The sequence below is a fragment of the Avibacterium sp. 21-595 genome, from assembly GCF_023611905.1.
Classification (GTDB): Bacteria; Pseudomonadota; Gammaproteobacteria; order Enterobacterales; family Pasteurellaceae; genus Avibacterium.
The window spans coordinates 1,602,368-1,623,893 of record NZ_CP091455.1; the positions used below are offsets into that span (position 1 = coordinate 1,602,368).

A 21,526-nucleotide genomic window follows, 5' to 3' on the forward strand; every position below is an offset into this window, starting at 1 on the left:
AAAAGAAGGGTTATAATGATAATAAAACCTCTCATTGCTATGTAATTTCATTCCTCCTGTTCCAGTATATTTATCCTAAGTGACTTTTCCTCTCCAAAACTCTCTGAAATTTCAAAATAATTAATTCTCCTAAAATCCGCTGATATTTTGCAAAATAGTGACCGTCATTAGGGTATACCTCAATGACACTGGCAAAAAGCCATTAAATACCTCCGTCATTTAGACCGAAAATGGGGTTCAATAACAGGGTCATAAAAAAATGACCTTAATGAAGGTATATTGAGTATTTTATGTTCGCACGAATTTATATGCGGGTTTCAACCGAAGAGCAAGACCTACAACGCCAAGATAAATTGATTGAGGACGCAAAACAAAAAGGATTTTATGTGGTTGCGGTTTATCGTGAAAAAATTTCAGGCACAACGGAATGGGAAAAACGCCCAGAACTTGCAAGATTGATTAGGGATTTACAACAAAATGATGTCGTGATTGCTGAGAGTATCGCTCGTTTAACACGATTAGAGCCGAAAAAAGCCCTTGAGCTGATTGATGCCATACAATCGAAAGGGGCAAAAATTCAGGTTCCTGAGGTCTTTGATATGAATACCCTCTCACAAAGTATTGGGGGACAAGCTAGCGTATTTGATCCTCACTTTTTGATGTCTGATTTATTTTCAGCACTGCAAAATATGTTTTTTAAGCTCGTGGTCAGTGTTGCCTATAACGATTATCAAAAACGTAAAGAGCGACAACATCAAGGTATTGCCCTTGCTCGAAAGCAACGAAAATATCGCGGTCGGCAACCTAACATTGAGCTACATAATGCCATCATCGAACAGAGTAAAAATAGCACGACTATCAAAAAGACCGATGCAATCCTTAATACGAGTGAAAGTATGGTACCATGGGTTTGGACATGGGTTTGGAGAAAATATAAAACTTAATATAATTAAAAACGGTAATGAGGGATATCATTAACTATAACATTTTAAAACTGAATGTGGCATTTACTCAAAATAGTCTTATTAATATTCGTTTTAATAAATATTTAGAAGAACACCTTGATAGTATCACTAGCTCTATATTGGTGATTATTTCTGGAAAAATTGCAACAGGAAAATCAACTCTCTTAAGCAAAATAGCAAAAATCAAAAGCGTAGTTTTGATTAATTCACTACTTGACTTAAATAATAAAGCCCCTAATCTAAATGACAAGGATATTTTAGGTATTGATGTTTCAAACTTTCAAGAATTGAATATCATCATAAAGCAATTAGAAACCTTAAGAAATCCAATTATTATCACTACTATCGACTACATTTACCTTGAGTCACTAACAAACTGGCAAGCATTTATTAATAGCAGAAAAAAACTGACAAAGATGAGAAATGCACCAATTCATTTGCACCTAGCTAGAAACCAGATTTCAGCGAAGGCATTATTCTAAAATAATTAAAGCTACGAAGAGTCAATCATTACGACAAAAATACTTTCATCCTTTCATTTTAGCACTTGAACCCACCGTACAAACACCGTACAATTAACACATAAAAAGAGGATAACATTATGCCAGCAACAGCGAGATTTGAAGCAAGAATTAATACTGAGATACAAGCCTTATTAAAGCGTGCCGCAACCCTTGAAGGACGCAGTTTAAGTGATTTTGTGATTAGTGCAGCACTGTCGGCTGCAAAAAAAACAGTGGAAAAAAATGAACTTATTCACCTTTCCATCGCTGATCAGCAGTGTTTTGCAGAAGCATTGATTTCACCGCCTATGCCAAATAAAAAAATGCAAGAAGCACTTGATTTAAGCACCTCATTATTGGGGGAATAATGCTCTCCAATATCAAAATCACTGCATTTGATAAAGCCTATCTACGCGATCAATTTGATTGTGGCGTTCCACCGTTAAATCAGTATTTACAAAAACAGGTTTCACAAGACATCAAAAGGCGTATCGCCTCTTGCTTTGCTGTCATTGATGAAAACAAACGTATTTTAGGTTACTATACTTTAGCCTCAGCAAGCATTCCTCTTGTTGATCTCCCCGAGAACCTTAATAAAAAACTGCCCCGTTACCCTAGTGTTCCAGCGGTGTTACTTGGTCGCTTAGCCATTGATAAGCAAGCAAAAGGCAATGGTTTAGGAAAAGCCTTACTCGGTAACGCATTAAAACGCATTATTCGTTCGGATATTGCGGCTTACGCATTAATTGTTGATGCCAAAGATCAAAGTGCGGTAGATTTTTATCAACAATTTGGATTCATCCCTTTCTCTAAAGATACCCACAAATTATTTTTTCCATTAGCAAACATCAATCTTCATTTAGAGCGCAAAGCTCAAACCTAACTTTCTACAGTAAAAAAGCACTCAATACTGAGTGCTTTTATCACCATTATTCACGGTCAAATTCAAAATCGTCCTTCGAATAACCAAACTCCATTGCAATATTGAAAAGTTTCTCTACTGAATCAGGATATTCGCAATGACAAGTCTCTGTTTCATCGGAGCTTTGAATACCCGCAAATAGCATTCCTGGTTCAAAATAGACTAATCGAAAACTTGCTTCAGGGAACTGATGGGTAAGCTCAGTAAACCATTCTGAAGGTGGACACCATGCGGTATTAAAGCTCACACAAAAATACGTCTGCCCATCAAGTATATCATCGCAACATTGCGTATCCGCATTCCATTTTACGCCCCAATTTGCATAAGCCCATTCATACCAAGTAGGCGCATTATATTTAAGCTGATTATCAATATATTGCTGCCCTAAGGCTAAATCAAACTGAAAATAATCCTGTTCGTTAGGATAGCACTTAAGCCAATGGATAAAATCACCCACAGTCCAGTGCCGCTCTCGTGATAATAAAGATAGTCGTAACGCTTTCTTGCCATCTTTGATAAATTCATCAATTAGCTCATCGGTCAGTTGCTGTAACCTATCTAACCCCAATAATTGAAATGATGGCCAACCATATCCTCCAGAAACAATATTCACTTCTTCAGGCATTGGGATTAACAAGTTAAAATCAACCACCTGCTGATTTTCTTCTTGATCGAAGCGTAGAACTTTCTCAACAATCGACTTCAGCATAACAGAATCTTGAGCTGAGACTTCAAGTGAATTTTCGCACCAATTTGGCATTGTGTATCTCCTTATTTAAGTTAAATGATAAAAGGGATACACCACCCCAAAGGGATAAATGTATCCCCATTGGGAAAAAGTGCGGTAAAATTTCACCGCACTTTTAAAGGTTGAAAGGAAGAGGTGCATCATTAAATGATGCCACTCCGTATGGTTTACGCTGCTTCAGGATAGTAATGTTCATATTGTTTTTGAACATCAAGCGTCTCAAGCATATATTCACAGGCTTTGCGGGCAAACCCTGAGGCTTTGAGAATGGCACGATTATCCTCTTTCAAAATCTTGAGCCAACTTTGAATATAGGCGGCATTTTGTGGAACTTGGTTAAACCCAAGATGTGCACATAAAAATGCCCCGCCCATTTCAGCAATCAGTTCTTCAAACGCATAGACTTTGTTGCCAAATTTGGCTTTACCTGAGGCAATGCCTTCTCGATTTAAACGCGAGGCGTGCCCTGTGGCATGCGTCATTTCGTGCAAAAGCACACTGTAAAAATCCTGCTCTGAATGGAATTGCTTCATTTCAGGCATCACAATTTTATCGGCACTCGGTCGATAAAAAGCGTTAGGACTTGGTCCGATATTCACTGTCAGCGACATACCATCGATAATTTTGCGAATATCTGCGTAAATCTGGTATTGGGTCAGCTCAGCATCTACTGTACGTTCTTGAACGTGATCAAACATTACTTTCGGCAAACCGTCACATTGTTCGATGTTGAAAACAGGATAACGTTTTAAAATGGCAAACTGCTCCATTTCAGGGTTTCCTTCTTCATCACAAATCGGGTTACCCTCATCGTCGCATTTTTCACGTTCAATCGGACAATAGCTCGCCACAATCGTCGCGTTCTCACCTTTACGCACATAGCCACCTAATTTGTTGGCCGCGCGAGCGGTGATCCATTTACATTGTCGATAGCCATTTTCTGCACCCGCAAGCCATAAAAGTAATATATTTATTCCTTGATAGTATCGTCCTGATACCGCATTACGAGGGATACCTAAATTACCCTCAGGGTTATTCCAAGGTTTTAGCCAAGGAACCGTGCCCGCTTCAAGTGCGCTAATAATGCGATCGGTAATTTCTTGGTAAATATCTGTTTTCTGTGTTGAATTGTTCATTACTGTTCTCCTAAATAGAAAAAGGGAACAGCCCCACAATCGGGAATGTTCCCCGATTGGGTTGAAAAGTCAGTCAATTTATTGAGGCTGACGTAATTGCGTTAAGCCTGCCAACCTTTGTGCAAAGGTTCTTCTTCCAGCAAATGATACCCAAGACGTTCCAACATGGTTGAGGTGTCTTTAATGTATTCGCTTAAATCCACAATAAAGTTGTCCCAGATTTCTCTGAATATGGCTTTATCTTTGTTGCGAATATCTTGAAAGCAAAACGCCTCTTCCGCTAGACAGGCATCAAGACTCATCGTATTAAAATGTGAATAACGATAACCGAAATGATTACGCGTAATGTCAAGTACATTGAAATACTCATTCGCCCCAATATATTCGGCAATAAATGCAAATCGGCGATAGGCTTTCTCTGTTTGCTCAGGATAAATGTGTTGATACAAATTAATCCAATCCTCAGAATAAAGCCGACCATAAAAAGCCACGCCATCGCCTTGGCTATAAGAAAGCGAACTTTCAATGGTTAATTCACTTGGAAAGCCTGCTTCAACCAATTTATTGTCAAAATAAGTGTGTAAAATATTCATCGTGTTTCTCCTAAAAATAGAAAAAGGGGAAACACAGCACCAATAGGGCGGTTTCCCCTATTGGGTTGATAAAAATAATGATTAGTAAACTAACTCATCACATAGTTTGTAAAATCGATCAATTTCCTGAACAGATTGATATTTAAAAAATATCCAACGAGCCTTTAAGTATTTCAACGGTAAACGCTGAAAAAAGGCTGACGAAAATTCCCCTGAATCAAGAAGCGGATTCGGATAATTAATCAGTTTCAACGTTAACGCGTCTTTTCTGGTTTGTGCAATGACCTTCTCAATGGCCTGAACATCGGTAAAAGAAAATTTTCTCTTTTCCAAATAACCACATTCACAGGCAATTTCCTGCATAAGCTCATCAACTTCATAATAAGTCGCATTAACGGTATTGATTAGACGTGTGTAAAAGTGTTTCATTGTGTTTCTCCAAAATAAAAAGGGAAACACGTATCCCCAAGGGAAACAGGTTTCCCTTAAGGTAGAAAATCTTATCATAATACGATTAAGATCAGTGTTGAAAGGTTAATTTGATCTATTTTCAGGATTTTTGTCAACAGGTGCTTCATCTTCTGAAAACTCTGCTTTAATCAAATCCCAATTTGCCCAATATAAAAGCCCAACAAACGTGCCTATAAAGAGCGTAAACAAACCTAATGTAAAAAATAGTGCCCAATTCATTTTTTCTCTCCTTGCATATGTTTTGACTTAACATCTGCATAATAAGCACAAAGGTGACCTATTATCCAAACAACTGCACCAAAAAGAAAGAGAAAAATCCCTTCAAAGACAGAAACGTTGTCAGAGGATAAAATAATCCCTACAAGTCCAAGTCCCATCAGATAAGCCCCTTTGCGTAAATCATCACTTAAGCGTAATAACGTTACTGTCTGTAAATGATGGAATAATGCTTTTAGCTTGGCTTTCATCTTGTTCGCCCTCCTGAGACCAACAAGGTATTTTCATCTTTTTGAGTCACCTCCAAAAAACGAAAATGTGAACCATGTTGTGCTGGCATTTTTTGTAAAAATCGCACCGCACTTTCTTGTGGTTGGCGAGCTGCCCAAACAGCCTTAGCTCGCTGAATAATTTCATCAATCAAGGCTTGCTGGGGTTTCGTATCAAGATGCTGATATTTCGGCATATAATCTCCAACTGCTGAGAATAAAATTTGCACTCTCATTGTGTTTCTCCTTAAAAATAGTGGGGAAACACAACCTCCTTGTGGGAAGCAATATGTTTCCCCAAAGGACGTAGCAAGGTTAACTAAATGTCAGTTTAGTAATACCAAAATAAGATAGCCGCAGACACCGCCCCCATCAGTAAGCCAATTAAGCTCATTGAGAGAACGACTTTTAAATGACGCCGCTTAAGTTTTTCGATTTCTTCACAATACGAAATTTCCTGTTGCTGTTGCAACATTTCGTGAAAGGCTTCTTGCTCAGCCAAACGTCGCTGAACATCGTCTTCAATACTGTGATGAACTGCTTGGCTCACGCCTGATAGTTTGTTGCGTGCAAAAACCACGGCTTTGCCTAAACCCCGACCTAAAACATAGGAAAAAGATTTTTTGGCTTTTTCGGGTTGTTGAGATGATCCAAAGGGATCGAAAGGAAGTGAATTGCTCATAATGCATTCTCCATTGAAGTTAAACATAGGTTCAAGGAGAAACGCCCTGCAGGGACATTTTTCCCTGAACAGGTGAGATAAAAGACACATTCACAGTGTAATCACTGAAACCTCTTTCAGAATGCTGAGGTTATTTCGGCAATGAACACAACTACCACAGCGGGCTAGTCCGTTGCTATTTCAGGTGTTCTGCAACGTTTTAAGGGCTACCAAAGTAGCTGACTTAATGCCCTTATCATACAAAATTCACTCCCATAAAAAAATCCTTTTTTGCTGTTTCTTTGCACAATAATTGTTTCTATTTCAAAGAGAATTAATTATTCAGTTCATTTTGGAAGTTCGCTAAGGTTGGGCTATTTCTCTTTTAGTTGGTAAAAGGTCATGATAAAGCGAACGCTCCTTGTATGTTTAAGTATCAGTATAGCTGCTTGGGCTGAACTTCCACGCGAAGTCAATATCACGGTTTTCAGCACACAAGCCTATCCCATTCAAAATGTCCAATTAGCTCAGCACCTTTACCATCTCGACCGCGTCGAACAATGGGAAGACCAGCTTAGCCAAGGCTTAAGTACCAATCCTACACAAGCGGAATATCAAGCTAAAGCGTTTTTTCAACGTCCTGATAGCCAAACCCAAATCCGCGAATTACAGCAGGCTTATCAAGGCGTGATCATGGGCTGGCAAATGGGCATTCGCAAAGTGCCCGCGGTGTTATTTGACAGCCCACAATTTGGTCAAGGTGTTATTTATGGTGTCACTGATGTTCAGTATGCCATTCAACTTTGGAAACAATGGATAAATCAAAAAGAGGGAAAATAACGTGACAATAAAAATCCCGCAAAAACTGACCGCACTTTGTACCGCACTTGCTTTTACTACAACAGCACAAGGCGAAATCAATACCGCAACCATTATGGCATCGAGCGCCTCAACTAGCTGCTTAGAATACAAGGTGGTTGGTACCTGTTTCTGGCTCTTCTGCACTTATTTTGGTTGCAAAGTTCGCACTTCAACAAAAGTACGCCACTTTTTGCCTGAAATGGTGGTTTCAGCCTATAACCACGATGGACAAAATCCGTGGTCAGAAATGAATGTGATGTCTCAAGGGGTTAAAGGCGGGGAATATCGCTCACCACAAAAAAATTACAGCCAGCTTAATTTTAAAAATGCTACTGCACTTGGCCACCCTCAAGGGGCGATTGGTAATTTGTTAAAAAGTACAGGTTATTATTGCCAAACCCAAACAACACCATTTATGCCGTATTTTTTAAGTAGTCTTGATTACTTTGCTTGGCGACAAAATTTGCCCGAGATGTTTTACCCTGAAGCCCTCACGCCAGGAATGCGTGAAGTGCGTTCAGGGGCGGAGATGTGGGGAAATATTTTTCCTCGCGGTGGTGCGGTAACCCAAGTGGATGATTATAAGGCATCAGCCGTCATTGCACAGCGTGTTGCCGACATTGTTACCCGCACAGGACAACTCCATATTTATCAGCCTGCTGCGAGAACAGGCGGTGCAGGCACTTGGTATCCTAAACCCGTTAAAGAAGGCAATGCCAATAATCATAAATGGCAACAACTCTCCCCTGAGATGCAACAATCTTGCAGTGCATTCCCTGATACCCCGCCAACAATGTTATCTGAAAAAGGCAATTATGCCTGGGCGTTATGGCGTCCTTATAAATGCTGTAAGCGTCGTGGACAAACCTTTTTATACAGTATTGATTGGTATAACGACAACGAATAAAAGGAAACAAAATGAAACGACTCAATAAAGTCAGTGTTGCGGTACTTTTCGCACTCAGTACATCTCCCATTTATGCAGAGAGTTCCCTGTTAGACAACATTCAATTCAATAAATCCGACTCTGTTTTATCCGATCAAATTTACTATCAAATCGGCGGCGGTTCAGGCTATATGACACCACCGACACGAGCAAAATCCCTAAAAGCCATTGAATTTGGGATCGGCTGGAAAGCCAATTTAATGTGCGGTAATTTTGACATTAAAACCACCGTAAAAAACCAATTAAATGGCATCACGGAGGGATTTAAGGATTTAATGGGAAACGTGATGGAGTCGGCAAAAGGGGCGGTAGCCAGTCTTCCTGCGATGGTTATTCAGCGTGCCAATCCGCAGCTTTATGACATTCTGACTAATGGCGTTTATCAAGGACGGCTTGATTTTAATCGTCTAAAAACCAGTTGTGAAGCGATGTCCAAGCAACTTGCTGACTATACCCTAAATGGGCGTTGGGCAAAATCGGCGGATTTGGAAAATTATAAAGACATTGTGGCCACCGAACCCGATGCACAAAAAGCACAGAAAAAATCAGAAGACAATAAAGGGAAAAATGGCAAGGAATGGATTGGAGGCCAAAAACGTGGAGGCGAAAATCAAAAACAAATCAAATTGATTGAAGATGTCTCTAAAGCAGGTTACAACCTCTTACATAACCGCAATGCCTTAGATGAAAGTCCACTTACAGGACAATCTTGTACAGGGGCGACTTGCCAAACCTTTGACTCACCACAAAAACTCTCTGATTTTTTAACCCGAACCATTGGTGAACAATCCATCTCGACCTGTACTGAAGATTGTGGTCCGAAAACCAGCTCAAAAGCGGGTGTTGGGCTGGCGCCTGCGATTGAAGAAGAAAATGTGCAAACCGTAGAGAAACTTGAACAAGTGCTGAATATGGATACACCAAGTAAAGAAATGCTAGCTGAACTGAGTTCCAATACCATTCCTGTTACACGGGGACTCATTGAAGCCTTACGCGAAGATCCCGACGTGGAAGTGCTTAGCCAACGTTTGAGTGCCGAAATCGCGACAGCCAAAGTGATGGAAAAAATGTTGCTAGCACGTCGAGCAATACTCGCAGGAATGCGAGAGCCTTATGTGGCCGCTGATAAGAATGCACAAGAAGAGTTGGAAAAAACCTTAAATAAAATTGACTTAGAAATTTCTCAAGTCAAACTTGAAATGGATATGCAAAAAATGATCACCAGTAACACCGCATCTGTTGTGATCCAAAACAAACTCAACCGCGAAGCCAATGTTGGCAATCATGGAGAGGGCTATGACAACGTGGATAAACGTGTCAATGACTTAGCTTACGGCACGCCAAATGCAGAAGATCATATGGAAGCAGGCGATATTGCCTTACCTCGCCGAAATATTGCCCTAGATGTTCCGATTGTGAACAACGTTGTGCCTTATAGACCGCCTTATAACGCAAGCGGAAACTATTCTGGCAATTATAAACCGATTGCCCCCATCAATGGTTCCTCTCTTGATCAAGCGACAAATCTATTGAGAAAGTTTGAAGGATTTATTGGTACAGCAAAATGGGATATGAATGCACAGCGTTTAGGCTACGGCTCAGATACCATTACCAAAGCGGATGGTACGGTGATCAAAGTACAAGCTGGAATGACCGTAACCAGAGAAGATGCGGAGCGAGATTTAGCCCGAAGAACGAAAGAATTTGCAAATATTGCAAGAAGAAACGTTTCTGCCGAGACTTGGGATAAATTACCCCCAAATGCACAAGCTGTTTTAACCTCAATGGCTTACAATTATGGTTCTCTGAGTAAATTGGAGTCTGTGGTAAAAGCAGCAAACGTCTCAGCTAATACAGGTGATATGACTGCATTAGCCAATGCAATCAGAAGACGACAAGTTGATAATGGCGGAATGAATGCTCGACGTCGGAATCAAGAGGCTGATTATATCCTGAATAAAACAAGCTAAAAAATAGTCGCATTTTTAATCATTCATTGATACATTATTTATGTCTCAAATAACAGGAGCTTCTTATGCGTAAATCTCTTTTTTTAAGCATTATTTTAACCGCACTTTTTTCTACTAATGCCCTTGCTGCAAATAATAGCAGTATTATTTTTTCTTGCACGGCAACAGATGGTAAACCCATTATGGTGAAAAAAGTTGGCAGTGATTATGAATACACTTATGGTCAATTTAGTTTTAAAAATCCAATCAAACAAGTCATCGCCAATGAAAACTCTGAAATTTCAGTAGGTTCAGGGTTTATTACGAATGTAATGGAACTTAAAAATAACGGGATTTCTTACCGTGTTGGCTTTCTTCAAGGTAGAGGAACTAATACAATTGATAACCCTAGCGTTGACATTTACAAGAATGGGCAATATGACGACTCTATCGAATGTAATGTAAAAAAAGCGATTAAACAAAACTTCGCTTCAACACAGATTCGGCGAACTGGTCTTTAAAAGTAGAACTTAGAAAATAACAACACTAAATAATAAAGCACATAATTAATTTTGTCTAAATTATGTGCTTTTTACTTTACAATACATTACATATCGCATAGTATATACAAAAATCATATACAAGCAGGAAATTAGTATGAGTATAGTAACCGCAACTATTTTTATGAACAATAAAAGTCAGGCAATTAGAATCCCTAAAACTGCAGAATTGCCCGAAAAAATAAAAAATGTAAATATTATTGTTCAGGGCAATACTCGTATTATCACTCCAATCAATACAGTTTGGGATAGTTGGTTCAATGATGTGCATACCGTATCAGATGATTTTATGCTTGATAGAGAGCAACCAAAGATGCAAGAAAGGGAATCGTTCTAATGCTAAAATATATGCTAGATACTAATATAGCCATTTTTACGATAAAAAATAAACCTGTGCATATGTTACCTCTATTTAATGAGAATCAGGCTATGATTTGTATGAGTTCAATTGCCCTAATGGAACTCATTTATGGTGCAGAAAAGAGTGCTAAAGTAGCTCATAATTTATCTATTATTGAGTCTTTTTGCTCAAGATTGACTATTCTAAATTATGATGAAAGGGCGGCATACCATAGTGGGCAAATAAGAGCAGAATTAGCTAAGCAAGGGCAACCTATAGGTCCATACGATGCTATGATTGCAGGTCATGCAAGAAGTTTAGGCTTAACTATTGTAACAAATAATATTAAAGAGTTTTCAAAAGTAGAAGGGTTAAAAGTTGTTGATTGGAGTAAAGGAATATAAAAATTACAAATTTTTTGTATACCACAAATAAATTAATATCTAACACTTATAACCTATCAACTCAACCGCTTATTAATCAAGCAAGGAGGAAGAAATGGTTTTCTTGGAAAAAAAATTAGTTTTATTAGTTATCGCAACCTTTTTATTCATACCCCTTTCAACTTTTGCAGCAGTAAAAAAATTTAATTATGACAATATATTGATTGAATCATTGCGTTTAAATAATATCACAGATTTTAAACCGCTTGCTGAAGAGTGGCTGCTATATAGTGATAAACAAACTTACCATAAGTATAAGAATGATGAGTTTGAATTCCAAGATAAAGTGGAAGAAGCTGGGAAAAAACTGAAAACCTTGGTAGAAAAAGCACCGTCCTCCCCTGAGTTTACGATTTTAGTTGATACTCAATTTGGAGAGTATGATTTTGAAAAAAATCAGTTTACTTATCAACCGTTAATGAATGGTCATTTATATATAGATGGGAAGCTAATTACTCACTATACCAAAACCTTACCAAGACGAATCAATCTCTATGTATCTAACCCAGAAGTAATTGACGGTATTCAAATGCCTAAAGCAGAAGCTAAAAAGTTTATACAACACAGAAAAGACCAATTTGGTAATATCAATAGAAACGTAGTATTATCTGTAAACATTCAGTTTAATTCTGCCGATGGGCTAGACAATTTAACAGGAACGGTTCTCAGTTATACTCTTAAAGATAAAGATAATAAAATTATTTATTCAAAAAAATTAATGGATAACGCCCAATAACAGGAGGCAAAAATGAAAATGACAGGTTTTACAAAATTCGTTGATAAGACAGAAAATGCGATTAACAAATTTAAGCATTGGCAGGTGGCGAAATGGGTGAAAGTTATGATTGTACTCGGTATTTTCAGCCTGTTTTTCGGTTTATTTTATATAACCTATCACTTATTTGCATTGATCCTCTGTTTTGCACTCTTAGTTGCATTTCAATATCTTCCAAAAGAAGTAAAAGATATTATTCATAAAATATTATCGGTGAATAATGATGATGACGATAACGGTTATAGAAGCGGTCATTCAGGATATGGATATTACTCAAACGGTAGCCGAATAGACTAAACAAAAATAGCAAAGCCCTAACTTAACAGCTTTGCTATTTTTTTTATTAGTAATTTACTTTAATTTGGAGCCCCCAGGTAATAGTTTTGGTCCATTAGAACCACTTTTTTGGACTTGTTCAGAACCTTTATGAAAACTATCTGCTAACCGTCCTAAATTTACACCTGCCCAAGACATTGCCGCAACCCAAACACCGGGCAAAACCAAGAACATCATTCCCAGCACAAAGCTCATAATCACATCATCACGGCTATTTTGTAGAAACGCCCAACTTATTTCTGATTGATGGCCAGGAGAATTATACAAAATGCTAATCAGAAACGAATCCAACCAACGTGCCAATTCCCACCAAAATGACACGGTCACTAAAGCAAATTGTACAAACATCAACGTTACAATCGCTTTTAAGGAATAGCCACTGAATATGATGACTATCGGCATCAAAATAATCACTGCCATAATCAGCAAGGCTTGGATCATAGGCAACGCATTACGCATTGCATCAAAACCTGGGTAAGCGGCAAGGCTACCCGCAGTAATCCCCAATGCAGACACCACTGAAGAAACGTTATTGGTTAGCGTAGAATCTAAACTACCACCGTACCCTTCATAGGTTTTCCCTCTTGAGATATTAATATTTTCAGGGCGTAATAAAGTGCGAAGTAACGCCTCATCTTGAATATTCGAATCAGTAAACAGCTCGCCTAATTTCACCGATAAATTTTGTCGCATATCCGAAAGTAGCATATCTTTTAGCCCTACTTGGCTATCTGCCCACCATTCATCGCAATGAGGAAAACCGCCCTCACCCGTATTGGGTAATCCCTGATCACGGTTAGGTTCATAAGCCCAACGTTGCATCGGTTGCATCGCTCGATAACGAGGGTAAAGTTCACTATTGTTCACTAAAATTTTCCCCCCAAGCCAGCTTACTTCTCGGGCTTGTGCGGCATTCATTGCCACTTGGCTATCCAACACTTTGCGTCGAGCAGGCAAATAACATTGTTGCACAAATTGACGGACTTCGGTCAGCAGTGCGGGGTTGTTAATTTTTTCGTGTTGCACCTCAAAGCGAATTTGACGTAAGTCAGGTTTACAAGGAATGGTTGAAACCGCCCCATGCAAAATCCCCTTATTAATGGCGTGTACTAATCCCCACAACAAGGGTACTTTGGCTTGTTTATCGGCGAACTCACTCACCATACTGGCATAACCTGTTTTTTCAGGTGCTAACGGCACTTTATAGCCACAATGCTTCGATTGCTCCACATTGTAAGCCATATTATTCAGCGAAATCGGCAACATCGGGGCAAGGGTAATCACAATCACCAACATTGCAGGAAAAAATTGTATGCCTAGCCAATCAATCAGTAATTCGCCTTTGTTCCCTTCATCTGCCCCTTGCTTTTTCACCTCTAACCACGTTTTAATCAGTACGCCAATTAAAGGCGCAATAAATAAGCCTGTACTGGCAAGCAATCCAAATAAACCATTGTTGATTATCCAACCCAATAACGTGAGAAAATATTCAAGATAGCTATCCACATTAAACGTCATCTTATTCTCCCATTTATAATCGATACAGAAAATTCAGCCCTTCAACGGTGAAGAATACCGCTATCACTAATCCCCAAAGTTTAACGGAGAATGGACGAACACGATAAATGCGATACATTAATCCTATCACCACGACATACAAGAAAAATCGCCAAGCTATCCACCCATTGGCGGTTTCCTGCAACCATTGATTTAGATTCAGTCCTGGCATATAGGTAACCAATACCACGCCAAGCAAAAGCACACTAAAAAAGAGCAATACGCCGATTAAAAGTGCGGTCAATATTTTGCGTGTTTTTGAACGGGTTTTCATTGTGCGTCTCCTCCAAATAGTCCAGTCGGAATCGTTGGAGGAACAGCAAGCCTTTCGCTCAAGGCATAGGCAAACCAAAAGGCGTCAACATCATCGGCAATAGTGATAGAGAGACGCGTAGCCGTGTTATCATTGATAAATTGATAATACCCAACAATATTGAGCAACAGATAAGTTACCCCTTTCTCCCCCATAATTTTGATATGCCAAGCACGCCGTTTAAAAACACGATGAGGATACAAAATATACTGGTGTACTTTACCTACTCTGCCAATAATAAGCTCACTGAGCATAGATAAATCATTTAAAATTGGGTCAATATTAAACGATCGAATAATTGGGTCAGCTCGAAATAAGAGGCCCGTATAAGATGGCTTAATGCTTGTATTCGACATTCTCAATTCCTCTTGCTTTATCAATCTGTGTCGCCATAATTAGCGCTGCATCTAGTTCACTGCATTGATGTTCTGCCATAATGGCACGTCGTTGCGCTTTTTCGTGTTTTTCAGTCATTCCTAAAGCGAGATAAATACTCGGTGGCACAACACGGAAAAGGGCTTCCATATTCGTTGCCAGCACCACGCCTTCGGTATATTTTTTATCGGCTTTTTTCGCTGACAATAACATCAGTTTTTGAGCCTCCGACAATCGACGAAAACGGTTTACTTCTTCGATTTCATCATTGGTGAGATTCAGCAACTCCCACCATTCAATCATACTAAGCAATTTCGCGGCCTCTTTCGGAAAATCTTCCATATTTTGTGTGGCCAGCCACAACCAAATGCCTAGTTTTCGCCACATTTTTGACCCTTTTACCAAAAACTTGGCGAGCAAGGGATTAACGGTGATAATATGGGATTCATCGGTAATATTAACGATAGGACGAAAACTGTGTTGGTATTTTTCCCCAAGGCTATTGATATGGTTGATTAAGGAAATGTAAGCTATGGCAAGTTCTGCTTCATAGCCTTCTCGCGCAAACATCGCTAAGTCCACAATCGTAATATCAGCCTCTGGCCAAATCTCCCCTTCACGGTTAAAAAACTTCCCATTGATTCCCGTACAAAACATATCCATTGCCTCAGCCATTTCAGCCAATCTTGCACGGCGTTCTTCTCGGGTATCGGGGTGTTGACTCAACGCCTCTAACGCATCTCTTACATCACCCGCGAGGGTTTGTCTCCCCTCGGCATAGGTTTTTTCTGCGGCCATCATAATGGCGCGACGAATTTGGGCACGGTCGGCACGACTCATTTTGTCATCTTCTTTCATTTCACCGCCCGTGATCATTAAGCGCGTAGTCAATTCCATTTCAGCTAATAAATCACGTTGCTCACTGCCTTCTTCGTCCTCCTCTTCCTCATCAATAACTGCCTCAACATCGACGTTCATTTCGAGGAGTTTATGGGCTTCGGAAAAAAGCGGTAAGGCAATATCACTGCTCGGCTCAAGAGAGATACGGTTGACCGTTAAACCATAACGTTGGGCGTAATCGGCAAATAAGCCAAAGGAGTTTCCTGCTTCAACCACAAAGAGACGTGGTCGATGTACCGCCATCAGTTGTGCCATTTGGGCATTCAATGTGGCTGATTTTCCCGACCCTGTTGGTCCTAACAGCAATTTATGGGCATTTTTGGCTCTGTCTTTCGGATTAATGGGATCAAAATCCAAGGGTGAACCACCGCGATTAAAATAGGTAATGCCAGGGTGTCCAGTGCCTGTTTCACGCCCAAAGACAGGCAACATATTGGAAAGGTGTTGTACAAAATAATACTTGGTATAGTAATGCGTTTTCATATCCAACTGTGGATTGAAATTCATTGGCAACCAACGGAGATAACTGTTCAACGGCGCAATTTCAGCATTTTCTTTGACGGGAACAAGATTGTTACTCAATAAAATGGTTCTAAGCTCACGAGAACGTCGCTTGAGTTCTTTTTCATCTTTACCACGAAGATAAAAAGCCAGACTGGCTTGATAGAGCTTGTGACCATCTTTGAGGTATTCCATCACGGTTTTAACATCTTGTTTCAGGTAAATCGATTCATAATTTTCGCCTACCGCACGGCTGCTAATTCGTTCAAGATGGGCTTCTAATTTGTCTTGCGGATACACCACAATGGTTGTAACCATAATGGTCGATTCAGGCAACAAGTCGAATAAAGCATTAATATTCTTACCACGTCGTACCTCACCGGTAAAATGCCCAATGGCGGGGGTATTTCTTAAATTATCGACAACCACTACCTCATGCGGTAGTCCATCAAAATACCAATAGTCATCTTTACTTTCAGGTTGGTTATAAAAGAGATTTTCAGAAAAATCTTGCCCAACAAACGGCAAGTCATCGCTTGTTGGTTGATGCAGTTTGTCATAACAGCTACCATTATCAAGATCAAAAGCCATCGCAGGATTGGGATTAAACCAACGTAGAAGCCATTGATGGATCTGCTCGCCTGTTTGGCGTGTTAAGTGAAGCCCCGCGGTCGTTAATGCACCAACTACTCGCTCACAGGCATTATTTAAACTTTCTACCGCGCTTTGTTCTTCATTTTTCCCCACATAACGATAGATGACCATTCTGGTACGACGAATGCGTCCAGACCAAATGGTGTTAGTAATACGATCATCAACAAATAAGCCCCCAGGTTTGCTAATATCGTTTAAATGCTTTGCCGTATTTTTCAGCCATTCTTGCGTAAACGCAGTTTGCAAAATATCAGGGGCAATATAGTCTTTCAGACTTTCCACATAAGGACGTAAATCTTGTTCATCTTGACAATAAAACTGCACAACGTACGGGTAATTATCTAATTCATCAAAACTGTCTTGCAGTGCGTCTTTAACAAGGCTTCGTACACGACTTAAATAGTCTTCGCCACGCCCTTCCGTACCAATAGGTTTAACATCAAATACCACGCCAACACTGCGAACATCATCTAATAACATCACGCCTTCTTGTTCTAAAAATTCGCCCCACGGCAGATAATCTACAAAAGAGGGCTGTTTGCTATAGAGTCGCTGATGATGTGCTGCTTGGGTTAATTTTCCACTCCGCCTCACGGTATGAGGCACTGAAAACCCAGATGAATGCTCAGAGGAATGCATTTCCTTCTCAACGTTTTTCTCTACGTCCTCGCTTTTTTCTGTACGAGAAGCCTCCACCTTATCAGGAAAAAAGGAAGCCAATACGTCTGAAAATACGCCCATTATAACCCCCTTGTTCGTTCACCTGGTTGAGCATACTGTACGCGACTATAAAAGGGGATCACCGTGGAATACCCTGGGATCGGCATTGGCTCACCTGATGCCGATAAATGAGGATACACATACATAATTAAATCTGGATTAGGGAGCTTGGGAAAAAGGTTTTTAATTTCATTTTCCGCTGTGCGGGTATAATCCTGTTGTTCTTTAAACCCGATATAATTGACAGGATCAAGCTGACGGTTGTTACTATCACGATAAACCTGTAACTGTGCGCCACTGCCGCCTTTATTCCAAATCGCCTGCATTGTTTCCTCACCTGTTGGCAATAAGGCTTTTTGTGAAGTTGAGCAAGCGGACAATACACAAAACGTGATAAGTGCGGTAAAAATTTGTCTTCTTTTCATAGCAAATTCCTTAATTGAAGTCTTAATCAAGCTGAGAGGAACGAGAAAATTGGGCATATTTCACTTTACGTCCGTTGAGGTCGTAATCAATATCAATGGCTTTATCAATGTGGATAGCAATAGGGTGTCCAGGTGGTACATAAATGGCATCAAAATTCTGCCCATAACGCTCTTTAAACCAATTTGCGGTTTCTTGAATGCCTTGCCCAAGTGCTTGGCCTACCACATATTTGCCTTGCTGTCCCGTTACCGCACCGACAACCGTATTGCCATCAACCACCGTTGTAGTTTGAGCTTGCGAGTAACCTTGTGCGGCTGCGCCCGCGGCAGCCAATAAGAAATGCGTGCCTAAATATTCAGGAGCATTAGTTTTCCGCTCACCAGGAATGCAAGGGATACCGTGCGGGTCGGATAACCAGCCAATTTTTTCATCCCCTTTGCCCTGGTTGCCATGGGTAACAATCCGTCCATCACTAAATACAAAGGTCAAACTTTTGACCTTGCCGCGCACGCAAGATAAGGTCCAATCCCCTGTTGTCGTCCCTGACACAATGGCTTGTTCGATGTCTGGCAGTTCAATGCCATTAGCAATTAAATTATCTCGCCCAATAATGGCTTTAAAAGGGTAAGGATCGTTCACCGCATTACCAATTGGGATACGCCCTAACAAGGCGGTCATTGACGTTGATCCCATCAACGTTGAATTTTCAGGGATCGTGTAAACCGCAATTTTACTTTTTTGTTTCCCACTTGATGAATTTGAAGAGGTTGTGCCACGATCATTCTCATCACTGCCTGAAATAAAAGGTAATCCTTTCTTACCCGATGTGCTATTGAATGCATTAAGGTTTGGGAAGCCAATTTTAGCGGGGTTACGTTCATCTTCGATTTGATCATCAGGATTAACCCATTCCACGCGCTGTCCGTTTTCCTCTGTCCCTGTTCCCACTTGACCATTTCCGATAGGCAACGCCGTATCCTCCTCAACGCCAATCCCATTGGTTGTATTACCTTGATACGTGGTTGACTCATTAGACGACGTGCGACCTTGTACTAACTGCGACATCTCTTCGCGAAGCATCGCGACCATATTTTGTAGCTCTTGCGTTTTGCTTTGTACCGCCTCATCGACTTGTTGCTGGACATCTTGCTCACGTTTACGCAAGGTTTCATTTTCTTTGAGGATTTTTTCATTTTGCGAGATCACTTTCTCATAACGACGGTTACTTTCTTTCGCCGCCCCAATTAACGTGCGAACCGTATCATTTTTGGTATCTCCCTCTAAACCAAGTTGGCGGATTTCTTCAGGCGTGAGATCTTTAAGTGCGGTATCCAACACACTGGGTTTTGTGCTTGAAGGCGATGATGAACCACTAAATAAGAGATAGGACACACCGCCGACCATAAGAAAAATAATCGCACCAATGACAATAAACAGCTTATTGGCTTTCATTTTGTGCCTCCTTCACCGTTGCAGAACGGGTTTGCTCAATCACTTTTTTCACCACAATTTTGGTGCGTTTAACTTTTTTAGGTGGTGCGTATTTTTTTGATTCAGGAATGAGGGCTTGATTTGGTCGCCCTTCCGTGACCAAATAAAGGGTTGTGGTATCTTCTGTTGAACCGCTGCCACCCAACCAATGATGTTGAAAGGTCGCCGCATAAAAACGCCCTTGCAACTCACGTGGGTCGAGGTCAAGACGTGAGGCGCCTTGATTTTGTAGGCGAATGGCGGTGACCACATAATCACCCAGTTGCCAGCTCATCAGTGGCGTGGCTGTAATAGGATAAGCAGGTAACAAGGTCGTGATTTTTGACGGCAGACCGTGTGCAATCTGGCGAATACCTGGAACGGGCTCAACCGTTCGCAATGGGGCATAAAACATCTGTGCGGCATAACGGGTCAGGGCGGCAGGTACAGGTAATTGAAGAGAGGTAGAAGTTTGCTCTTCTGCCTCTTCATCTTGATTTAGACTGCCTGATTGATTCTCTAATTTTCCCTCATAAAGTAAGCGAACGGTTTCTTGAGGATTGGCCACCTTTTCTTTTGCGGTAATATCTAGCAAAATAATTTCGTTGGTCAGCATATCTTTGAGCTGTAACCGTGCGGTAGGAAAAGGTACTAAGGCTTTAAGATAGACCGCCCCACCTGTGGATTGTAAACGGATTTTCCCCTCCAAGGCTTTTGGATAGCCCACTTTGACGTTTTTATCGACCAAAATGACCCGTTCTTTCTCCACCTGCAAATCAATCGGCAAAGGGAGGCGTTGCCACTTCATTAAGATTTCGGCTTGAGCATTCCACGCAATCACAGCACAACAAAGTGCGGTCAAATTTCGTAAGGTTTTTCGCTTCATTTATTTTTTCTCCTCACTCTCGCTTGCCTCTAAACGTAAGGGTATTGAGGCATAACAGTTAAAACCTAACCCCCAAGGATTACGCTGCGAATCAATATCCATTCGCACAATACTGATAGGGAAACGGGTTAAGACACGTTTGACAGGTTCGTCTTTGTAATACTCATCGACACTTAAATCCAAATTCACCGTCCAACTATCTCGGCTGTGGACAATAACACGCTCATCACTAAATCCCCGTCCAGGGATTTCATAGACGCCACGCACACGATCACGCAATTCACTATGACGTTGTCGATCCTCATAATCTTGTTGCAAAAAGGCTTCACAAGAGGGAGTTAAAAAGGGCTTAAGTGCTTCAATGTTTTTTTCGTAATCTTGTGTCCCATCAAGTGTCCAACGATTAAGCTGCTGAAAGGTTTGATAGGCAAAGGCATACACGGTTGATGTAGGCACTTCCCACCAAGGTCGCTGACTGCCTGCCCTTAAATCAGGGGGGAGTAAGATTTTTAAGGTGCTTGGGAAGGTGTAAATAATAAACATTAAGGCAAAACAAATAATGGTGATGCAAACTATCGCAATTTTGGCGACGGTTAATTGGCGATCTTTATGGTTCAGTTCACTTTTCAATCTACTCATTTAGAACATTCCTCTTGAAGAACGACGAGTGGCCCAAAAGCCGACACGTCGAATAAATTTATTGCCGCCTAAAAGCGAATCAATGCGTTCTTCAATCAGACGGTTTAAATAGGCTTCAGGCTTTCCTCGCTTTAAGCGTGCGAACACCACTTTGCCAATCAGTACAAAAATAATGCACATCAACATCGCAAAAGCAGGGGCAAGAATCCAAGACAGCCCAATTGCCCACAGCACAAGCCCCAAAAACAACCCAATCCCAAATCCGATCGCTGCTGCAATACCAAATTCAGGTACCGTCATCCCACCGTACACGGTAGCTTCTCGATTAAGTCGGGTGGGTAAAAATTGAATATCCTCTTGATTTGACATGGTATATCCCTATCCTGTGAGC

At 40.6% G+C, this 21,526-nt stretch carries 29 protein-coding genes; 12 read left to right on the top strand and 17 right to left on the bottom strand.

Annotated elements, in window-relative coordinates:
- Nucleotides 1-290 precede the first annotated feature (290 nt).
- The 4 genes from L4F92_RS07270 (at nucleotide 291) to L4F92_RS07285 (ending at nucleotide 2,351) form a co-directional block, all read left to right on the top strand.
- Complete coding sequence (locus L4F92_RS07270; protein WP_250363227.1) at nucleotides 291-944, top strand: recombinase family protein; 654 nt, start codon at nucleotides 291-293, stop codon at nucleotides 942-944.
- A 17-nt stretch (nucleotides 945-961) separates the two neighbouring features.
- A complete protein-coding gene (locus tag L4F92_RS07275) occupies nucleotides 962-1,447 on the top strand; it encodes a hypothetical protein (protein ID WP_250363228.1) in 486 nt (161 codons plus the stop codon).
- Nucleotides 1,448-1,566: 119 nt separating this feature from the next.
- Nucleotides 1,567-1,836, top strand: coding sequence for a type II toxin-antitoxin system TacA family antitoxin (locus L4F92_RS07280; protein WP_250363229.1), 270 nt, complete (start codon nucleotides 1,567-1,569; stop codon nucleotides 1,834-1,836).
- A complete protein-coding gene (locus L4F92_RS07285; RefSeq protein ID WP_250363230.1) occupies nucleotides 1,836-2,351 on the top strand; it encodes a GNAT family N-acetyltransferase in 516 nt (171 codons plus the stop codon). The genes L4F92_RS07280 and L4F92_RS07285 overlap by 1 nt, the downstream gene beginning before the upstream one ends.
- Before the next feature lie 46 nt (nucleotides 2,352-2,397).
- Here the strand turns inward: L4F92_RS07285 and L4F92_RS07290 are convergent, their stop codons facing one another.
- The 8 genes from L4F92_RS07290 to L4F92_RS07325 form a co-directional block, all read right to left on the bottom strand.
- Nucleotides 2,398-3,150, bottom strand: coding sequence for a hypothetical protein (locus L4F92_RS07290; protein ID WP_250363231.1), 753 nt, complete (start codon nucleotides 3,148-3,150; stop codon nucleotides 2,398-2,400).
- Nucleotides 3,151-3,305: 155 nt separating this feature from the next.
- The gene (locus tag L4F92_RS07295) at nucleotides 3,306-4,274 is read right to left on the bottom strand and encodes an ArdC family protein (protein ID WP_250349933.1); all 969 of its coding nucleotides are present in this window, start codon (nucleotides 4,272-4,274) and stop codon (nucleotides 3,306-3,308) included.
- A 101-nt stretch (nucleotides 4,275-4,375) separates the two neighbouring features.
- On the bottom strand, nucleotides 4,376-4,867 hold the full coding sequence (locus L4F92_RS07300) for a hypothetical protein (RefSeq protein ID WP_250363232.1): 492 nt from the start codon (nucleotides 4,865-4,867) through the stop codon (nucleotides 4,376-4,378).
- An 81-nt stretch (nucleotides 4,868-4,948) separates the two neighbouring features.
- On the bottom strand, nucleotides 4,949-5,296 hold the full coding sequence (locus L4F92_RS07305; RefSeq protein WP_250363233.1) for a hypothetical protein: 348 nt from the start codon (nucleotides 5,294-5,296) through the stop codon (nucleotides 4,949-4,951).
- A gap of 105 nt (nucleotides 5,297-5,401) precedes the next feature.
- Complete coding sequence (locus tag L4F92_RS07310) at nucleotides 5,402-5,557, bottom strand: hypothetical protein (RefSeq protein ID WP_250363234.1); 156 nt, start codon at nucleotides 5,555-5,557, stop codon at nucleotides 5,402-5,404.
- A complete protein-coding gene (locus tag L4F92_RS07315; RefSeq protein ID WP_250363235.1) occupies nucleotides 5,554-5,805 on the bottom strand; it encodes a hypothetical protein in 252 nt (83 codons plus the stop codon). The genes L4F92_RS07310 and L4F92_RS07315 overlap by 4 nt, the downstream gene beginning before the upstream one ends.
- Complete coding sequence (locus tag L4F92_RS07320; RefSeq protein WP_250349930.1) at nucleotides 5,802-6,059, bottom strand: hypothetical protein; 258 nt, start codon at nucleotides 6,057-6,059, stop codon at nucleotides 5,802-5,804. The genes L4F92_RS07315 and L4F92_RS07320 overlap by 4 nt, the downstream gene beginning before the upstream one ends.
- A gap of 95 nt (nucleotides 6,060-6,154) precedes the next feature.
- Nucleotides 6,155-6,505 (bottom strand): hypothetical protein, encoded by a 351-nt coding sequence (locus L4F92_RS07325; RefSeq protein WP_035686545.1) that lies wholly within the window; start codon nucleotides 6,503-6,505, stop codon nucleotides 6,155-6,157.
- Between the two features lie 381 nt (nucleotides 6,506-6,886).
- On the opposite strand from L4F92_RS07325, the gene L4F92_RS07330 reads away from it, so the two are divergent.
- The 8 genes from L4F92_RS07330 to L4F92_RS07365 all read left to right on the top strand — a co-directional run bounded on the left by L4F92_RS07330 (nucleotide 6,887) and on the right by L4F92_RS07365 (nucleotide 12,655).
- Nucleotides 6,887-7,324, top strand: a complete 438-nt coding sequence (locus tag L4F92_RS07330) for a TIGR03757 family integrating conjugative element protein (protein ID WP_250363236.1) — start codon at nucleotides 6,887-6,889, stop codon at nucleotides 7,322-7,324.
- A gap of 1 nt (nucleotide 7,325) precedes the next feature.
- Nucleotides 7,326-8,252 (top strand): TIGR03756 family integrating conjugative element protein, encoded by a 927-nt coding sequence (locus L4F92_RS07335; protein WP_395895764.1) that lies wholly within the window; start codon nucleotides 7,326-7,328, stop codon nucleotides 8,250-8,252.
- An 11-nt stretch (nucleotides 8,253-8,263) separates the two neighbouring features.
- On the top strand, nucleotides 8,264-10,261 hold the full coding sequence (locus L4F92_RS07340) for an integrating conjugative element protein (protein ID WP_250350098.1): 1,998 nt from the start codon (nucleotides 8,264-8,266) through the stop codon (nucleotides 10,259-10,261).
- Nucleotides 10,262-10,326: 65 nt separating this feature from the next.
- Entirely contained in the window at nucleotides 10,327-10,761 is a 435-nt protein-coding gene (locus tag L4F92_RS07345; RefSeq protein ID WP_250350097.1) for a hypothetical protein, read from the top strand.
- A 136-nt stretch (nucleotides 10,762-10,897) separates the two neighbouring features.
- A complete protein-coding gene (gene vapB / locus L4F92_RS07350; RefSeq protein WP_250363237.1) occupies nucleotides 10,898-11,137 on the top strand; it encodes a type II toxin-antitoxin system VapB family antitoxin in 240 nt (79 codons plus the stop codon).
- On the top strand, nucleotides 11,137-11,544 hold the full coding sequence (gene vapC / locus L4F92_RS07355; protein WP_250350095.1) for a type II toxin-antitoxin system tRNA(fMet)-specific endonuclease VapC: 408 nt from the start codon (nucleotides 11,137-11,139) through the stop codon (nucleotides 11,542-11,544). Before vapB ends, vapC begins: the two co-directional genes overlap by 1 nt.
- Before the next feature lie 94 nt (nucleotides 11,545-11,638).
- Nucleotides 11,639-12,319 carry a DUF4852 domain-containing protein gene (locus L4F92_RS07360; RefSeq protein ID WP_250363238.1) on the top strand — a complete coding sequence of 227 codons (681 nt, stop codon included), beginning with the start codon at nucleotides 11,639-11,641 and terminating at the stop codon, nucleotides 12,317-12,319.
- A gap of 12 nt (nucleotides 12,320-12,331) precedes the next feature.
- Nucleotides 12,332-12,655: a DUF3742 family protein gene (locus L4F92_RS07365; protein ID WP_250363239.1), complete on the top strand. Its 324-nt coding sequence runs from the start codon at nucleotides 12,332-12,334 to the stop codon at nucleotides 12,653-12,655.
- Nucleotides 12,656-12,709: 54 nt separating this feature from the next.
- Here L4F92_RS07365 and L4F92_RS07370 read toward each other — a convergent pair whose 3' ends face one another.
- From L4F92_RS07370 to L4F92_RS07410, 9 genes are read right to left on the bottom strand one after another with little or no spacing between them, the layout of a single operon-like run.
- The gene (locus tag L4F92_RS07370; protein WP_250363240.1) at nucleotides 12,710-14,212 is read right to left on the bottom strand and encodes a conjugal transfer protein TraG N-terminal domain-containing protein; all 1,503 of its coding nucleotides are present in this window, start codon (nucleotides 14,210-14,212) and stop codon (nucleotides 12,710-12,712) included.
- Between the two features lie 13 nt (nucleotides 14,213-14,225).
- The gene (locus L4F92_RS07375) at nucleotides 14,226-14,525 is read right to left on the bottom strand and encodes a hypothetical protein (RefSeq protein ID WP_250363241.1); all 300 of its coding nucleotides are present in this window, start codon (nucleotides 14,523-14,525) and stop codon (nucleotides 14,226-14,228) included.
- Nucleotides 14,522-14,920 (bottom strand): hypothetical protein, encoded by a 399-nt coding sequence (locus L4F92_RS07380; RefSeq protein WP_250363242.1) that lies wholly within the window; start codon nucleotides 14,918-14,920, stop codon nucleotides 14,522-14,524. The genes L4F92_RS07375 and L4F92_RS07380 overlap by 4 nt, the downstream gene beginning before the upstream one ends.
- A complete protein-coding gene (locus tag L4F92_RS07385) occupies nucleotides 14,901-17,735 on the bottom strand; it encodes a conjugative transfer ATPase (RefSeq protein ID WP_250363243.1) in 2,835 nt (944 codons plus the stop codon). Before L4F92_RS07385 ends, L4F92_RS07380 begins: the two co-directional genes overlap by 20 nt.
- The gene (locus L4F92_RS07390; RefSeq protein WP_110478407.1) at nucleotides 17,735-18,139 is read right to left on the bottom strand and encodes a TIGR03751 family conjugal transfer lipoprotein; all 405 of its coding nucleotides are present in this window, start codon (nucleotides 18,137-18,139) and stop codon (nucleotides 17,735-17,737) included. Before L4F92_RS07390 ends, L4F92_RS07385 begins: the two co-directional genes overlap by 1 nt.
- Nucleotides 18,140-18,161: 22 nt before the next feature.
- Nucleotides 18,162-19,592 (bottom strand): TIGR03752 family integrating conjugative element protein, encoded by a 1,431-nt coding sequence (locus L4F92_RS07395; protein ID WP_250349918.1) that lies wholly within the window; start codon nucleotides 19,590-19,592, stop codon nucleotides 18,162-18,164.
- Nucleotides 19,579-20,496, bottom strand: a complete 918-nt coding sequence (locus L4F92_RS07400) for a TIGR03749 family integrating conjugative element protein (protein ID WP_250363244.1) — start codon at nucleotides 20,494-20,496, stop codon at nucleotides 19,579-19,581. The genes L4F92_RS07395 and L4F92_RS07400 overlap by 14 nt, the downstream gene beginning before the upstream one ends.
- A complete protein-coding gene (locus L4F92_RS07405) occupies nucleotides 20,497-21,135 on the bottom strand; it encodes a PFL_4703 family integrating conjugative element protein (RefSeq protein WP_250363245.1) in 639 nt (212 codons plus the stop codon).
- Nucleotides 21,136-21,504, bottom strand: a complete 369-nt coding sequence (locus tag L4F92_RS07410) for a TIGR03750 family conjugal transfer protein (protein ID WP_250363246.1) — start codon at nucleotides 21,502-21,504, stop codon at nucleotides 21,136-21,138. It abuts the gene before it with no gap.
- Nucleotides 21,505-21,526: the final 22 nt, after the last annotated feature.

What these genes read in the sequence shown, in the direction of transcription:
- L4F92_RS07270 (WP_250363227.1), top strand. Translation starts at nt 291, where the DNA reads ATGTTCGCACGAATTTATATGCGGGTTTCAACCGAAGAGCAAGACCTA.
- L4F92_RS07275 (WP_250363228.1), top strand. Translation starts at nt 962, where the DNA reads ATGAGGGATATCATTAACTATAACATTTTAAAACTGAATGTGGCATTT.
- L4F92_RS07280 (WP_250363229.1), top strand. Translation starts at nt 1,567, where the DNA reads ATGCCAGCAACAGCGAGATTTGAAGCAAGAATTAATACTGAGATACAA.
- L4F92_RS07285 (WP_250363230.1), top strand. Translation starts at nt 1,836, where the DNA reads ATGCTCTCCAATATCAAAATCACTGCATTTGATAAAGCCTATCTACGC.
- L4F92_RS07290 (WP_250363231.1), bottom strand. Translation starts at nt 3,150, where the DNA reads ATGCCAAATTGGTGCGAAAATTCACTTGAAGTCTCAGCTCAAGATTCT.
- L4F92_RS07295 (WP_250349933.1), bottom strand. Translation starts at nt 4,274, where the DNA reads ATGAACAATTCAACACAGAAAACAGATATTTACCAAGAAATTACCGAT.
- L4F92_RS07300 (WP_250363232.1), bottom strand. Translation starts at nt 4,867, where the DNA reads ATGAATATTTTACACACTTATTTTGACAATAAATTGGTTGAAGCAGGC.
- L4F92_RS07305 (WP_250363233.1), bottom strand. Translation starts at nt 5,296, where the DNA reads ATGAAACACTTTTACACACGTCTAATCAATACCGTTAATGCGACTTAT.
- L4F92_RS07310 (WP_250363234.1), bottom strand. Translation starts at nt 5,557, where the DNA reads ATGAATTGGGCACTATTTTTTACATTAGGTTTGTTTACGCTCTTTATA.
- L4F92_RS07315 (WP_250363235.1), bottom strand. Translation starts at nt 5,805, where the DNA reads ATGAAAGCCAAGCTAAAAGCATTATTCCATCATTTACAGACAGTAACG.
- L4F92_RS07320 (WP_250349930.1), bottom strand. Translation starts at nt 6,059, where the DNA reads ATGAGAGTGCAAATTTTATTCTCAGCAGTTGGAGATTATATGCCGAAA.
- L4F92_RS07325 (WP_035686545.1), bottom strand. Translation starts at nt 6,505, where the DNA reads ATGAGCAATTCACTTCCTTTCGATCCCTTTGGATCATCTCAACAACCC.
- L4F92_RS07330 (WP_250363236.1), top strand. Translation starts at nt 6,887, where the DNA reads ATGATAAAGCGAACGCTCCTTGTATGTTTAAGTATCAGTATAGCTGCT.
- L4F92_RS07340 (WP_250350098.1), top strand. Translation starts at nt 8,264, where the DNA reads ATGAAACGACTCAATAAAGTCAGTGTTGCGGTACTTTTCGCACTCAGT.
- L4F92_RS07345 (WP_250350097.1), top strand. Translation starts at nt 10,327, where the DNA reads ATGCGTAAATCTCTTTTTTTAAGCATTATTTTAACCGCACTTTTTTCT.
- vapB (WP_250363237.1), top strand. Translation starts at nt 10,898, where the DNA reads ATGAGTATAGTAACCGCAACTATTTTTATGAACAATAAAAGTCAGGCA.
- vapC (WP_250350095.1), top strand. Translation starts at nt 11,137, where the DNA reads ATGCTAAAATATATGCTAGATACTAATATAGCCATTTTTACGATAAAA.
- L4F92_RS07360 (WP_250363238.1), top strand. Translation starts at nt 11,639, where the DNA reads ATGGTTTTCTTGGAAAAAAAATTAGTTTTATTAGTTATCGCAACCTTT.
- L4F92_RS07365 (WP_250363239.1), top strand. Translation starts at nt 12,332, where the DNA reads ATGAAAATGACAGGTTTTACAAAATTCGTTGATAAGACAGAAAATGCG.
- L4F92_RS07370 (WP_250363240.1), bottom strand. Translation starts at nt 14,212, where the DNA reads ATGACGTTTAATGTGGATAGCTATCTTGAATATTTTCTCACGTTATTG.
- L4F92_RS07375 (WP_250363241.1), bottom strand. Translation starts at nt 14,525, where the DNA reads ATGAAAACCCGTTCAAAAACACGCAAAATATTGACCGCACTTTTAATC.
- L4F92_RS07380 (WP_250363242.1), bottom strand. Translation starts at nt 14,920, where the DNA reads ATGTCGAATACAAGCATTAAGCCATCTTATACGGGCCTCTTATTTCGA.
- L4F92_RS07385 (WP_250363243.1), bottom strand. Translation starts at nt 17,735, where the DNA reads ATGGGCGTATTTTCAGACGTATTGGCTTCCTTTTTTCCTGATAAGGTG.
- L4F92_RS07390 (WP_110478407.1), bottom strand. Translation starts at nt 18,139, where the DNA reads ATGAAAAGAAGACAAATTTTTACCGCACTTATCACGTTTTGTGTATTG.
- L4F92_RS07395 (WP_250349918.1), bottom strand. Translation starts at nt 19,592, where the DNA reads ATGAAAGCCAATAAGCTGTTTATTGTCATTGGTGCGATTATTTTTCTT.
- L4F92_RS07400 (WP_250363244.1), bottom strand. Translation starts at nt 20,496, where the DNA reads ATGAAGCGAAAAACCTTACGAAATTTGACCGCACTTTGTTGTGCTGTG.
- L4F92_RS07405 (WP_250363245.1), bottom strand. Translation starts at nt 21,135, where the DNA reads ATGAGTAGATTGAAAAGTGAACTGAACCATAAAGATCGCCAATTAACC.
- L4F92_RS07410 (WP_250363246.1), bottom strand. Translation starts at nt 21,504, where the DNA reads ATGTCAAATCAAGAGGATATTCAATTTTTACCCACCCGACTTAATCGA.